At 72.2% G+C, this 12,447-nt stretch carries 13 protein-coding genes; 6 read left to right on the top strand and 7 right to left on the bottom strand.

Annotation, left to right across the window (positions count from 1 at the left end):
- Nucleotides 1-24 precede the first annotated feature (24 nt).
- The 3 genes from BMZ92_RS11620 to BMZ92_RS11610 form a co-directional block, all read right to left on the bottom strand.
- Nucleotides 25-783 carry an SDR family oxidoreductase gene (locus BMZ92_RS11620; RefSeq protein WP_091506037.1) on the bottom strand — a complete coding sequence of 253 codons (759 nt, stop codon included), beginning with the start codon at nt 781-783 and terminating at the stop codon, nt 25-27.
- Nucleotides 780-1,520, bottom strand: a complete 741-nt coding sequence (locus BMZ92_RS11615) for an NADPH-dependent F420 reductase (RefSeq protein ID WP_091506036.1) — start codon at nt 1,518-1,520, stop codon at nt 780-782. The genes BMZ92_RS11620 and BMZ92_RS11615 overlap by 4 nt, the downstream gene beginning before the upstream one ends.
- A gap of 106 nt (nt 1,521-1,626) precedes the next feature.
- Complete coding sequence (locus BMZ92_RS11610; RefSeq protein ID WP_091506034.1) at nt 1,627-2,664, bottom strand: LLM class flavin-dependent oxidoreductase; 1,038 nt, start codon at nt 2,662-2,664, stop codon at nt 1,627-1,629.
- 86 nt (nt 2,665-2,750) lie between these two features.
- Here BMZ92_RS11610 and BMZ92_RS11605 point away from each other — a divergent pair, with 86 nt between their 5' ends.
- Together BMZ92_RS11605 and BMZ92_RS11600 are read left to right on the top strand one after the other, a co-directional pair.
- A complete protein-coding gene (locus BMZ92_RS11605; RefSeq protein WP_091506032.1) occupies nt 2,751-3,230 on the top strand; it encodes a MarR family winged helix-turn-helix transcriptional regulator in 480 nt (159 codons plus the stop codon).
- 67 nt (nt 3,231-3,297) lie between these two features.
- Nucleotides 3,298-4,434 (top strand): FAD-dependent monooxygenase, encoded by a 1,137-nt coding sequence (locus BMZ92_RS11600; RefSeq protein ID WP_091506030.1) that lies wholly within the window; start codon nt 3,298-3,300, stop codon nt 4,432-4,434.
- Here the strand turns inward: BMZ92_RS11600 and BMZ92_RS11595 are convergent.
- Nucleotides 4,388-5,380 (bottom strand): cyclase family protein, encoded by a 993-nt coding sequence (locus BMZ92_RS11595; protein ID WP_091506029.1) that lies wholly within the window; start codon nt 5,378-5,380, stop codon nt 4,388-4,390. The two genes, BMZ92_RS11600 and BMZ92_RS11595, sit on opposite strands and share 47 nt — an antisense overlap.
- Nucleotides 5,381-5,474: 94 nt before the next feature.
- On the opposite strand from BMZ92_RS11595, the gene BMZ92_RS11590 reads away from it, so the two are divergent.
- Nucleotides 5,475-5,879 carry a winged helix-turn-helix transcriptional regulator gene (locus tag BMZ92_RS11590; RefSeq protein ID WP_091506027.1) on the top strand — a complete coding sequence of 135 codons (405 nt, stop codon included), beginning with the start codon at nt 5,475-5,477 and terminating at the stop codon, nt 5,877-5,879.
- A gap of 7 nt (nt 5,880-5,886) precedes the next feature.
- Here BMZ92_RS11590 and BMZ92_RS11585 read toward each other — a convergent pair whose 3' ends face one another.
- The gene (locus BMZ92_RS11585) at nt 5,887-7,317 is read right to left on the bottom strand and encodes an MDR family MFS transporter (RefSeq protein WP_091506025.1); all 1,431 of its coding nucleotides are present in this window, start codon (nt 7,315-7,317) and stop codon (nt 5,887-5,889) included.
- A 74-nt stretch (nt 7,318-7,391) separates the two neighbouring features.
- Nucleotides 7,392-8,345: a GlxA family transcriptional regulator gene (locus BMZ92_RS11580; protein WP_091506023.1), complete on the bottom strand. Its 954-nt coding sequence runs from the start codon at nt 8,343-8,345 to the stop codon at nt 7,392-7,394.
- An 88-nt stretch (nt 8,346-8,433) separates the two neighbouring features.
- Between BMZ92_RS11580 and BMZ92_RS11575 the strand changes: the two genes are divergently transcribed.
- Together BMZ92_RS11575 and BMZ92_RS11570 are read left to right on the top strand one after the other, a co-directional pair.
- A complete protein-coding gene (locus BMZ92_RS11575; RefSeq protein WP_091506021.1) occupies nt 8,434-9,072 on the top strand; it encodes an HD domain-containing protein in 639 nt (212 codons plus the stop codon).
- A 32-nt stretch (nt 9,073-9,104) separates the two neighbouring features.
- On the top strand, nt 9,105-10,010 hold the full coding sequence (locus BMZ92_RS11570) for an NADP-dependent oxidoreductase (RefSeq protein WP_091506020.1): 906 nt from the start codon (nt 9,105-9,107) through the stop codon (nt 10,008-10,010).
- Between the two features lie 126 nt (nt 10,011-10,136).
- Here the strand turns inward: BMZ92_RS11570 and BMZ92_RS38585 are convergent, their stop codons facing one another.
- A complete protein-coding gene (locus tag BMZ92_RS38585; protein WP_281245167.1) occupies nt 10,137-11,570 on the bottom strand; it encodes an alpha/beta fold hydrolase in 1,434 nt (477 codons plus the stop codon).
- Between the two features lie 61 nt (nt 11,571-11,631).
- On the opposite strand from BMZ92_RS38585, the gene BMZ92_RS11560 reads away from it, so the two are divergent.
- Nucleotides 11,632-12,426 carry an SDR family oxidoreductase gene (locus BMZ92_RS11560; protein ID WP_218153441.1) on the top strand — a complete coding sequence of 265 codons (795 nt, stop codon included), beginning with the start codon at nt 11,632-11,634 and terminating at the stop codon, nt 12,424-12,426.
- The last annotated feature ends 21 nt before the right edge of the window (nt 12,427-12,447 follow it).

Genomic DNA, 12,447 nt, shown 5'->3' with positions numbered 1-12,447 from the left:
GCGGCCCGCGGTGGCGAAGCGCGCTCACGACACGAACTGCTGTCCGCCGTCGATGTCGTACGTGGCACCGGTGAGAGCCGTGTTGGTCATGAGGTGCACGGCGAGCGCGGCGACGTCCTCGGGCCCGACGACCCGGCCGATCGGCAGCGTCGCCCGCAACTCGGCGCGGCGCTCGTCGAGCCGGTCCCCCAGCAGCGACGCCGACAACGGCGTGTCGACGAAGCCCGGGGCGATGAGGTTCACCCGCACCGGCGCGAGTTCGAGCGCGAGCGCCGCCGTGAACGGGGGCAGCGCCGCAGTGGCGGCCGAGGCGATCCCGAGGCCGTGGCCGATGCGCCTGCCGCCGGTGCCGCCCATGAACACCAGCGTGCCCCCGGGCCGCATCCTGCCGACGGCGTTGCGGGCGACCTCCAGCGCCAGCACCACGTGATCGCTCAGCGCCTCACGCACGTCGTCCGCGGACATCTCCAGCAGCGGCCCGTAGCGCGGGCCACCGGCGGTGACGAGGACGTGGTCGATGGGCCCCGGCAGGTCCTCGAAGAACCGCGCGAGGGCGGCGCTGTCCGTGGCGTCGAAGGCCGCGCTGTGGCTCGCGCCGACCTCCGCCGCCGCACGGGCGAGCCTGCCGGGATCGCGGCCGGCGAGGACGACCTCGGCGCCCTCGGACCGCGCCCGCCGGGCCGTCTCCAGCCCGATCCCGGCACTGCCGCCGATCAGCACGACGGTCTGCCCGGTCAGCTCCGGCTCACGCCGCGTCACCGGCGAGGCTGCTGTACTGGTCATGGTTCCTCCGCTCCCGGTTCGACGGAACCAGCCTCGCGCGACCTCCCTCCCGGTCGCACCAGGGAAACACCCTGGGCGCGGGCGACCACCTGTCCCCGCTCGGAATCCGGGAAGCGGCCGAGGATCGCGCGCAGCTCCGCGGCGGTGACGTTGGCGCCGAACGCCTCCGCGCCCGGTTCGAGGCGGACACCCTCCGCCAGCGGACCGGCCCCGACCGGGTCGAAGCCGAGCGCATCGACCAGTTCCGCCACGGCGGCCACGTCGGCGGGGTCGTCCCCGGCGACGGCGATCGCCCTGCGGCCGGGGGCTCCCGCGGGGAGGGCGCCGTCTTCGAGGTCGTGATAACCCATGTGGTTGAAGGCTTTCACGACGCGAGAGCCCGGCAGGTACGTCTGCACGGTCTCGCTCGACGACGTGCGCGGGTCGTTCAGGTCGTCGCGGATCCCGTCGACCTCCCACCAGTAGTTCATCGCGTCGACGACGAGCTTGCCCGCCAGCGCCTCGACGGGGATCTCGCGGTACCTGCCCAGCGGGAGGGCGAGGATCACCACGTCGGCCGCACCGGCGGCCTCGGCCGCGGTGGTCGCGACCGCACCCGGGGCGAGGATGTCGACGGTGAGCGCGATCTTCTCCGGAGCGCCGGAACCCGCGATGAGGACCCGGTACCCGGCCGCGACCGCGAGCCGCGCGAGCACGGTCCCGACCTTGCCCGCGCCGAGGATGCCGATAGTGGTCATGCTGCCCTACCTTTCAGGTGTGCCGCTGGTTGTCCGGACGCGGCAAGCCGCGACAGCGCTGTCACGTCGGCGAGCACGACGCCGATGATTCGCTCGCAAGCGTCACTCATGCCGCTTCCGAAACGAGGTCCCGCACCATCGGGATCACCTTGGTGCCGTACAACTCCACCGCGCGCAGCCGCGCACTGGCCGGCTGCGAGCCGCTGCTGTAGATCAGGTCGAACCGGCCGACGCCCAGGTCCGTCACGGCGCCCGCGATCTTGCGGGCGACCGTCTCCGGCGAGCCGATGTACAGCGAGCCGTGCTCGATCTCGCGGTCGTACTCCTCGCGGCGGATCGGCGGCCAGCCGCGCTGGCGGCCGATCCGGTCGCGGATCACCCGGTACCGCGGCCAGAACACCTCGCGGGCTTCCTCGTCGGTGTCGGCGATGAACCCCGGCGAGTGCAGCCCGACCGGGTGCGCGGTCGTGCCGAACTCGGCCGCGGCCCGCCGGTACAGGTCCAGGTACGGGGCGAAGCGCTTCGGCGAGCCACCGATGATGGCGAGCATGAGCGGCAGGCCGTACCGCGCGGTGCGCACGACGGACTGCGGCGAGCCGCCCACCCCGACCCACGTCGTGAGGCGCCCGGACTCCGTCTTCGGGTAGACGTCGGCGTCCTCCAGGGGCGGGCGCAGCGTGCCGCTCCAGGTGACCGGCTTCTCGTCGAGCAGCCGGGCGAACAGTTCGATCTTCTCCTCGAAGAGCCGGTCGTAGTCGGCGAGGTCGTAGCCGAACAGCGGGAACGACTCGGTGAACGAACCCCGGCCGAGGATGATCTCCGCGCGGCCGTTCGACAGCGCGTCCACGGTCGCGAACCGCTGGAAGACGCGGACCGGGTCGTCCGAGCTCAGCACCGTGACACCGGAGGACAGGTGGATGCGCGAAGTGCGGGTCGCGATGCCCGCCAGCACGGTCTCCGGCGTGGAGATCGAGTACTCCGGGCGGTGGTGCTCGCCGAGTGCGATCACGTCCACGCCGATCTCGTCGGCGAGCACGGCCTCGGCGACGACCTGCCGGATCGCCTCGGGGTGCGACAGCAGACGGCCGGAGTCGTCCTCGGGCACGTCGCCGAAGGTGTCCAGCCCGAACACCAGATCAGACATCGGGCACTCCTCCCAAGTAATTGACGCGTCAATCTCTTCTCCCCCGTGATACGCCGGTATGATTGACGTGTCAACCAGGAGGTGGAATGAGCCGAGCACGACGGCACCGGGTGCTGCCCACCACGGAGGAACTGCGGGTGTGGCGCGGGTTCATCGAGACCGCTGAGGCGTTGCGCACCGAGCTCGGCTCGCGGCTGCAGAGCGAGTGCGGCCTGTCCCCCGCCGACTACACGGTCCTGCTCGCGCTGAGCGAGGCGGACGGGCAGCGGCTGCGGTCGTCCCAGCTCGCCGCCGAAGCCGGGTGGGAGCGCAGCAGGCTGTCCCACCACCTCGCCAGGATGGAGCGGCGCGGCCTGATCCGGCGCGAGGACTGCCCGACCGACAGCCGGGGGGCCGAGGTCGTCCTCACCCCCGAGGGCGCCGCCGCCTTCCGCGGCGCGACGGTCCCGCACCTGGGCGCGGTCCGCGAACTGTTCGTCGACGCGCTGACCCCGGACCAGCTCGCCGCGGCCGACGAAATCGTGGCAGCGCTGGCGGACCGGCTCGCCGCGGTGCGGCGTCGCTGAGTGGTACTGCCTGTCCCTGGAAAGAATGATCCTGCCACGGCTCGGGCCGCCGCCGTTGACTGGAGGCATGCGAACCACTGAGCACGCGGCCGTCGTCGTCGGCGGCTCGCTTTCCGGTCTCATGGCCGCGCTGGGCCTGGCCCGGTACGGCATCGGCGTGACGGTGCTCGAACGCTCGGGCCCGCAACCCCGCACCGGCGCGGCCCTCGGCGGCGCCGAAGGCAACCTGCACCGGCTGTTCGGCGCGGACGGGCTGGCCGGCCCCGAAGCGACCGCCGCCGCACTGGACGGCCCGCGCCCGCACCTGCAGAGCTGGGCACAGGCACACGGCCTGCTGCGCCGGGCGGCCGAAGCGGACCCGCACATCGAACTCGTCCACGGCGCCCGCGTCGTCGAGGTCGGCCAGGACGCCACGTCCGCGTGGGCGAGGACCGCGGACGGCGTGCTCCACCACGGCGATCTCGTGGTGGGCGCGGACGGGCACCGCAGCGTGGCCCGGCGGCACGTCGCCCCCGAACACCCCGACGCGGCCTTCGCCGGGTACGTCATCTGGCTCGGCATCGCCGAAGAGTCCGAAATGGACTTTCGCGGGCCGTGGCCCGGCATGGACATCTTCGACGCCGGGAGCGACTGCCTCCTCGGCTACCCGCTCGCCGAGTCCGCGCCGCCCGGGCAACGGCGGCTCGGCTGGGCGTGGTTCGACCCGCGCCGCAACGACCTGCTGCGCGCGAAGGGGTGCGTCGACGGCGAGGTCGTCCAGCATTCCCTGCGGCCTGAAGACATGCCGACCGACCTCGTCGCCGATCTGGACGCCGAAGCCGAGCAGTGGCCGGAGGCGTGGCGGGAGGCGGTCCGCGCCTGCCTGCGGCGCCGCGGCGTCACCGGCACCCCCGTCGCCGAGTACGTCCCGGATCGGTTGGCGCGCGGCAGGATCGCTCTCGTCGGCGACGCCGCACACGTGTCCACCCCGATGACCGGCCGTGGTTTCGGCGTCGCGCTCACCGACGCCGAGGTGCTCGCCGACGAGGTCGCCAAGGCCTTCACCGAGGCCCGCGGCGACGCGGTGCCCGCCGCGCTGCGCACCTACGAGCGGCGCTCACTGGGCCGGGCGCGCGAAGCGGTCGAGTCCGGTCGGGCTTCACCGCTCGTTCGTCGCGTCATACCGTGGCGACCCCGCTCACCGGTGACCCGACGGCGCCGGTGAGCCGCAGCGGCGGCGCGGTGAGCAGAAAACGGGAGCGGCCGTGCTCCCGGAGCCAGGCGTTGAGGTCGTGGAAGTACCACATCTCGCCGAGCGGGATGCCCTGCCGGAACAGGCAGTGGTCGTGCAGCGGCAGGACGTTCCGCGCGCCCGGCGCCGGTTCCAGGCTGAACCGCTCCACCGCGAGGTTGTCGGCCACGATCGCGGAAACCCCGCTGTCGGTGATCCACTGCAGGAGCCGGTCGTCGGTGGCGTCGAGGTAGGCGCAGCTGCCGTCGAGGACCTCGTGGGTCAGGTCGTCGCCGAGGTCGAGCATGATCTTCGTCATGCCCGTGTGCAGGCACAGGACGTCCCCCGGCTCGATCACGATGTCCTGTGCGGCAAGGATTTCCGTCAACATCCCGTACCCGACACCGACGCGGTCGTGCCCCACGGCGGCCGCCAGGTCGACCATCACGCCACGCCCCTGCACGCAGCTCTGAGCGAAGTTCTCGACGCCCAGCGCGCGGGCCCGCGGCTCGACCGACCCGTCCGGCTCGCCGATCACGTCGGCCCCAGCGCGGTAGCCGTTGTAGTAGCAGACGACGGGCTCCCCGGTGCCGTCCAGGTCGAACAGGGCACCGGCGTGTGAGAACGAGTCCCACTGCGTCGAGTACTGCAGGTAGATCGTGGCGAAGTCGTCGCTGACGACGTCGTCGACGCCGGGCAGGAAGTGGTTGTTGTGCCCGAGCGGGGTGCTCGCGAGCTTCGGGGGCTTGCGCGGGCCGTGCGCGTACTCGCCCTTCGGGAAGTCGAGCGGCAGGCTCAGCGGGAACGCGATCCCCTCGCGCACCTCCGCCGCCGCCGCGCGGCGACGTTCGGCCGTGATCAGGTTCAGCCTGCCGAGCTGGTCGTCTTCGCCGAACTCGCCCCAGTTGGAGCCTTCGGGGCGTTTCGCCCAGCGTGTCATGCGTGGTCCTCTCGTGGATCTTGGTGTCCCCACGGAGTCTGCCCACGCCGGTATCGCTTGTATAGAAGGCACCGGTCGGATATATAGGTACCTGATGGATACCAAGTCGCTGCCGGTGTTCAGCGCCGACTGCCCCTCCCGGACGATCGTCGACGTGCTCGCCAACAAGTGGGTGCTCTACGTGCTGGGGCTGCTCCGGGCAGCGGACCGGCCGCTGCGGTTCGGCGAGCTGAAACGGTCGGTCGAGGGCGTGACGCAGAAGTCGCTCACGAAGACGCTGCGCACGCTCGAACGCGACGGTTTCGTCGACCGCCGCGTCCACGCCACCGTGCCGCCCCGCGTCGAGTACCGCCTGACCGACCTCGGCCGCGACGCCGGGCAACTGCTGACGGCCCTGAACGACTGGGCGAAGCACAACGCGCCGAAGGTCGTCTCGTCACGAGAGACCTTCGACGCCGGTCAGCCGCGGGAAGCGCCTGCCTGGACCCACCGCGGCTGACCGCGGATCAGTCGTGTGCCACCGGGAGCCGGTTGGGCAGCCTCGCCGCGAGGACGACCGTCACCACCGCGAGCGCGGCCGAGACGGCGAAGGCCAGCTTCATCCCGCCGAGCTGGGCCGGTCCCGCGGCCACGCCCTCGGCGGCCAAGTGCCCGGCGCGCGACGACATCACCGTCACCGCGAGCGCGGTACCGAGCGCCGACGCGACCTGCTGCAGCGTGCCCAGCAGCGAGCTGCCGTGCGAGTACAGGTGCTGGGGCAGCGCGCCCATCCCCAGGGTGAACGCGGGGGTGAACGTCGCGGCGAGGCTCACCATCAGCAGCGTGTGCAGCGCCAGCACCTGCCAGTACGGCATCGTCGGCGAGACCTGGGTGAACCCGGCGAGCGCGACCAGGCTGCCGATCGTCCCCGGCAGCACCAGCACCCGGCTGCCGAACCGGTCGAACACCTTGCCCACCGTCGGGCCCAGCAGCCCCATCGCGAGCCCGCCGGGCATCACCAGCAGGCCGGTCTCGAGGGGGCTGAGCCCCCGCAGGTGCTGCAGGTACAGCGGCAGCAGGATCATCGCCCCGAGCAGCACCAGGAAGCAGGCGGCCAGCAGCGCCAGCGTCAGGCGGTAGGTGCGGTGCCCGAGCGTGCGCAGGTCCATCAACGGCGTGCCGGAGCGCTGGAGCCTGCGCTGCCGCAGCACGAACACCGCGATCGCCGCGAGCCCGGCGGCCACGACCACCACGCCGCGTCCGGTGCCGCCGCTCCCGCCGAACAGGCTCAGCCCGTACACCACGCCGCCGAAACCGAGCGCCGCCACGGCCACGCTGGGCCAGTCGATCGTGCTCACCACCGGTTCCCCGATGTCGTCCAGCTTGCGCAGTCCCAAGGCGGTCACGGCGGCGGCGACGGGCAGCACGACCACGAACAACAGCCGCCACGAACCCGCCTGCAGGACCACCCCGGCGACCGCGGGCCCGAGCGCGGGCGCCACGGACATCGCGAGCGTCACCGTGCCCATCACGCGCCCGCGGTCCGACGGCGGCACCACGGTCAGCAACGTGGTCATCAGCAGCGGCATCATCACCGCCGTGCCCGCGGCCTGCACGACCCGCCCCACCAGGAGCACCTCGAACGACGGCGCGACGGCCGCCAGCGCGGTGCCCGCGAGGAACACGCCCATCGCGCTGGCGTAGGCGCGACGCGTGGTGAACCGCTGCAGGAACCAGCCGGTGACCGGGATCGCGGCCGCCATCGCCAGCATGAACGCCGTGGACACCCACTGCGCCGACGCCTCCGAGACGCCGAGGTCGTCCATCAGCCGCGGGATGGCGTTCATCATGATCGTCTCGTTGAGGATCACGACGAACGTGGAGAGCACGAGCAGCCGCACCACGGCGGGGGCACGACCCGTCCGCGTGGCGGGCCGCTGCGGGAGCACGACTGACATGACAGCACCTCATCGGTTTCGCGAGCTGGCCATCGGGCCGGGACACCAGTACCGACCGGCGCCGCGCGCGAAACTCATCGGCGGGCGGTGCTGAACTGCCGCTGGTAGGCCGCCGGGCTGATCGACAGCCGCTTGGCGAACACCCGCCGCATGCTCTCGTAGCTGGGAAAACCCGCGAGGGACGCGGCCTGGGTCGCGTTGTGCCCCTGGTCCAGCAGCGCCCTGGCGATGTCGAAGCGGATGTTCTCCACGTACCGGGCCGGGGTGGTGTCCAGTTCGTCGTGGAAGAGCCGGGTGAGGTGCCTGGTGCTCATGTTGAGGTGCTTCGCGAGCTCGCCGAGCGAGTGGTTCCCCCGCGGGTCCGCCGTCACCAGGTCCGTGATCTTCCGCAGTGCCGGGGACCGGGGCGGCGGGCCCTGCAGCGGGGCCGAGAACTGCGACTGGCCACCCGAACGCTGCATGTACACCACCAGCGCGCGGGCGACCTGACGTGTCAGGTCCGGTCCGTTGTCCTCCTCGACGAGCGCGAGAGCCAGGTCGATACCGGCCGTCACCCCGGCGGAGGTGTAGATGCCGCCGTCGCGGACGTAGATCGCGTCGGGTTCGACGTGGCACGTCGGGCAGCGGGCGGCGAGTTCGTGTGCGGCCTGCCAGTGCGTCGTCGCGCGGCGGCCGTCGAGGAGACCGGCGGCGGCGAGGACGAACGCGCCGGTGCAGATGGAGACGACCCGGCGTGCTCCCGCCGCCGGGACCCGCGCGGCCTCCGCCAGGGCTCGCGGCACCCGCGTGCGCGGGAACCGCGGGGAGCCCGGCACCAGGTACGTGTCGGGCGAGGGCTGGGAGGACACGGGGCCGTCGACCGCGACCTTGAACCCGAGGTTCGACGTGACGTCCTCCCCCGTCGGCGACACCAGCACGATCCGGTAGTCGGCGCCGAACCGGTTCGCCTCCTTGAACACCTCGGCCGGACCGGCGATGTCCAGCAGGGTCACCTCGTCGTAGACGAGGACGGCAACGGACGAAGACACACCCCTTGGTAGCACAGCGTCCTGATTCGAGGGGTTCCTGGCCGGACGAAGGCGGCGCCCGGGACGCGGTCCGCGTCAGCATGGGGTCATGCCGGAAGTCATCGCAGGGGTGGAAATCCCCGAAACCACAGCGACCGCCGAGGCGACCCGCCTCGTCCGGGAAATGACCAGCCCGCTCCTCTACCACCATTCCCGCCGGGTCTACCTCTTCGGCCGGATCCACGCCCAGCGGCTGGGGGTGGACCCGGATCCCGAACTGCTCTACCTGGCCGCCCTGTTCCACGACACCGGGCTCGCGAACCCGTTTTCCGACGCCGTGCAGCGGTTCGAGCTCGACGGGGCCGACCACGGGCGGAAGTTCCTGCTCGCACACGGGTTTTCCCCCGCCGCCGCGGAAACGGTGTGGACCGCGATCGCGCTGCACACCACGCCGGAGGTGCCGGAACGGATGGGACCGGAGATCGCCGCGACGTACCTCGGCGTGCTGACCGACGTCATCGGGTTCGGTGTCGACGGGTTGGCCGGGGAGCAGGTCGCCGATATCCTCGCCGAACACCCCCGGGGCGATTTCAAGAACGAATTCCTCAGCACTTACCTCGACGGGTTGAAGAACCGCCCGGAAACGACCAACGGCACGGTGAACTCAGACGTGCTGGAGCATTTCATCCCCGGTTTCCACCGGACGACCATGGTCGACCGGGTCCTCGGCTCGGCCTGGCCGAGCTGACGGCGGAAACCCTTGTCACGAAAGGAATCGACGTGAAAGCCATCGTCGCACGAGACCGTTCCGGCGGACTCGCCCTGGCCGACCTGCCCTCGCCGCACGCCGCCGAGAACGACGTCATCGTGAAGGTGCACGCCGCCGGGTTCACCCCCGGCGAACTGGACTGGCCCGCCACCTGGACCGACCGCGCCGGGCACGACCGCACCCCGACCGTGCCGGGGCACGAGCTGGCCGGGGTCGTCGTCGAGCTGGGGTACGGCACCACCGGCCTCACCGTCGGGCAACGGGTGTTCGGCTTTGCCGACTGGGCGCGCGACGGCTCGCTGGCCGAGTACACCGCCGTCGAGGCCCGCAACCTCGCGCCGCTGGCCGCCGACATCGACTTCACCGTGGCAGCGGCGCTGCCGATCTCGGGGCTGACCGCGTGGCAGGGGCTGTTCGTCCACGGCGGGCTGGCGACCGGGCAGACCGTCATGATCCACGGCGCCGCGGGTGCGGTGGGGTCGCTGGCCGTCCAGCTCGCGGTCGACGCGGGGGCGAGGGTGATCGGCACCGGCCGGGCCGCCGCGCGGGACACCGTGCTCGGCCTCGGCGCCCAGGCCTTCCTGGACCTGGACAACGATCCGCTGTCGAGCGCCGGTGAGGTGGATGTGGTCTTCGACGTGATCGGCGGTCGCGTGCTCGAACAGTCGACCGCGCTGGTGCGTCCCGGCGGCACCGTCGTCACCATCCCCGGGCCGCCGACCGTGCAGCCCAAGGACGGGCGGGCGGTGTTCTTCGTGGTGGAGCCGGACCGGGGCCAGCTGACCGAACTGGCCAGGCGGCTGCGGGACGGGCGGCTGAAGCCCCTGGTCGGCGAGGTCCGCCCGCTGGCGGAAGCACCGGATGCGATGACCCACCGCAGCCGCACCGCGGGGCGGACGATCATCAAGGTGGCTTAGGGGTTGGCGCGCTCAGTGCGGGTCCTGAGCGGCTCCCCCGCCGGGGAGCACGGATTCGAGCCACGTGGGGGTGCGCTCCGCGGTCGGGCGACGTGACGGCCCACCGAGCTGCTCCCCGCGGGTGTCCTAGCGGCGCGGCAGGGATCCGAGCCACGAGGTGATGCGTTCCGCGGTCCACCCGGCTCGTTCGAGGTGTGGCAGGTGTCCGGTCGCGGGGATCGTGTCCACCTGCCACCCCGGGAGCAGCGCCCGGACGGTCTCGGCCGTGGCGCGGGGCATGATCGGGTCCTCGGTGCCGTGCAGCCAGAGCCCGGGCGGGGTCAGGGTCCTGAGCAGGTCGATCCACCTGCGGGGGCGGCTGAGCTGCACCAGCGCGTCGTTGCGGGTGCGCCAGAGCGCGGCGCGCCCGGCCGGGTTGCCGACCGACCACGCGGGCTCGGGTTCGGCACGGAGCGCCGTCAGGTATGCGTCGGGGATCGAGTCCACAAAGGACGTCGCCTCGGCGGTGAGCGCGTCCGGGTCCTCGCGACGGCGGCCGGACCGCACGTCGGCGTCGTAGCGATCCCTTGCCACGCGGGCCTTTTGCACCAGCCACTGCAGCACCCGCACAGGGTCCACCGGGATCCGGGACGGGCGCACCGCGGGCCCGATGAGCACGAGCCCGAGCACGGCGTCCGGGGCGGTGCGTGCGACGTGGGCGCAGACCATCGCGCCGAAGGAGTTCCCGGCCAGCACCACCGGCCGCCCGACAACCTCGCGCACGAACGTGGTGACGAGCCCGACCTGGTCGGCCAGCGAGCCCGCGCTCGGGTTGCCCGGCGCCGCGGGGGTGCGGCCGTGTGCGCGCAGGTCGAGGAGGTGCACGGGCCCACCCGGCCGGCGGCCCAGCTCGCAGTGCTCCAGCGCGCTGCCCTGGACGCCGTGCACCAGCACGACAGGCGGATCGGGGCGGTTGGAGGGGTGGGGCCGGTGGGGCGGGTTGGCTCGGGCGGGCTGGCCGGTGGGGGCGGGCTGAGCGGTGGGGGCGGGCTGGCCAGAGCCGCCCGACTGGCCGGAGAGGCTGGGTGGGCCGCCGTGGCCGGAGAGGTCGAACGGGTCGGGCTGGCCGGAGAGGCTGGGCTGGCCGGAGTGCTCAGGCGGGCCGGGCGAGCCGGAGGGGACGGAGAGGCTGCGCAGGCCACCTTGGCCGGGCGAGCCGGAGGGCTCGAGCGCGCCGGGCGGGCCAGCTTGGCTGGGCTGGTCGCCTTGACCGGGCGAGCCGGACTGGCCAGACAAGCCGGGCTGGCCGTCTTGGCCGGGCTCGCCGGAGTGCTCGGGCTGATCGGGCGCACCGAGCGGCTCAAATTGGTTGGAGGCGCCGGACGGGCCAGCTTGGTCATTCGCCCCCCGCCAGCCGCCCGTCTCCCCACTCGCCCCGGCCGCCGGATCCACCCACCCGGCCTCCGCCGCCGCCCAACCCCCGCCACCTGAACCCGCCAACTCCAGCCAGCTGAGGGGCTCTCCGCCGACCGACGCCGTGTACCGTTCGTAGCCCGCCGTCCAGTGGCCACTGTCGTTCATGCCTGCCTCCGCTATGCTGACTAACATAGAGTTGTCCGTACGATATACACGAGGTGGTTCTGTGAGGGAGTGGAACGGCTCGGTCGCCTTCATCACCGGGGGTGGCCAGGGCATCGGCCTGGGCATCGCCCGCGCGCTGGCCAAACGCGGCGTCCGGCTGGCGCTCGCGGACATCGACGAAGCGGCCCTGGCCCGGAGCAAGGAGGAACTCTCCTCGGTCACCGACGTCGAGGTCTTCCGGCTCGACGTCCGCGACCGCGAGGGCTTCGCGACGGCCGCCGACGAGGCAGAAGCCAGGCTCGGACCCGTCGACCTGCTGTTCAACAACGCCGGGATCGCCCCGGCCTCGGCACTCCCCGACCTGACCTACGAGAAGTGGGACCTGGTGCTCGACATCAACGTCGTCGGCGTGGTCAACGGGCTGCAGACCTTCCTGCCCCGCATGATCGAGCGCGGGAAGGGCGGCTACATCGTCAACACGGCCTCCGGCGCGGGCCTCGTCGGGCACGCCAACGTCCTGTACACCACCAGCAAGTACGCGGTGGTCGGGCTGTCCGAGGCGTTGCGGCAACCGGCGGAAAAGCACGGCATCGACGTGAGCGTGCTCTGCCCCGCCTACGTCGCCACCGGGATCCTCGAGCACACCGACGGACTACTGGGCAGCCAGACCGTCCACAAAGGCCAGACGCGCAAGCAGGCGGAGGGGAACCTCCAGTCGGGCGTCACCATCGACTCGGCGGGCGAGAGCGTCATCGCGGGCATGGAGGCCAAGGCGATGTGGATCCACACCGACGGCTCGATGAAGCCCTACGTGCGGATGCGGATGGAAGCCCTGCTCGACTCCATTCCCTCCTGAAAGCGTTGTGGGGCAACGGAA

Source organism: Amycolatopsis sacchari, assembly GCF_900114035.1.
Lineage (GTDB): Bacteria > Actinomycetota > Actinomycetes > Mycobacteriales > Pseudonocardiaceae > Amycolatopsis_E > Amycolatopsis_E sacchari.
The sequence above is the reverse complement of the archived record's forward strand: the minus strand, read 5'-3'. Positions and strand labels throughout refer to the sequence as shown.

Coding starts and splice junctions, on each gene's coding strand:
- BMZ92_RS11620 (WP_091506037.1), bottom strand. CDS start 783: ATGACCAGTACAGCAGCCTCGCCGGTGACGCGGCGTGAGCCGGAGCTG.
- BMZ92_RS11615 (WP_091506036.1), bottom strand. CDS start 1,520: ATGACCACTATCGGCATCCTCGGCGCGGGCAAGGTCGGGACCGTGCTC.
- BMZ92_RS11610 (WP_091506034.1), bottom strand. CDS start 2,664: ATGTCTGATCTGGTGTTCGGGCTGGACACCTTCGGCGACGTGCCCGAG.
- BMZ92_RS11605 (WP_091506032.1), top strand. CDS start 2,751: ATGAGCCGAGCACGACGGCACCGGGTGCTGCCCACCACGGAGGAACTG.
- BMZ92_RS11600 (WP_091506030.1), top strand. CDS start 3,298: ATGCGAACCACTGAGCACGCGGCCGTCGTCGTCGGCGGCTCGCTTTCC.
- BMZ92_RS11595 (WP_091506029.1), bottom strand. CDS start 5,380: ATGACACGCTGGGCGAAACGCCCCGAAGGCTCCAACTGGGGCGAGTTC.
- BMZ92_RS11590 (WP_091506027.1), top strand. CDS start 5,475: ATGGATACCAAGTCGCTGCCGGTGTTCAGCGCCGACTGCCCCTCCCGG.
- BMZ92_RS11585 (WP_091506025.1), bottom strand. CDS start 7,317: ATGTCAGTCGTGCTCCCGCAGCGGCCCGCCACGCGGACGGGTCGTGCC.
- BMZ92_RS11575 (WP_091506021.1), top strand. CDS start 8,434: ATGCCGGAAGTCATCGCAGGGGTGGAAATCCCCGAAACCACAGCGACC.
- BMZ92_RS38585 (WP_281245167.1), bottom strand. CDS start 11,570: ATGAACGACAGTGGCCACTGGACGGCGGGCTACGAACGGTACACGGCG.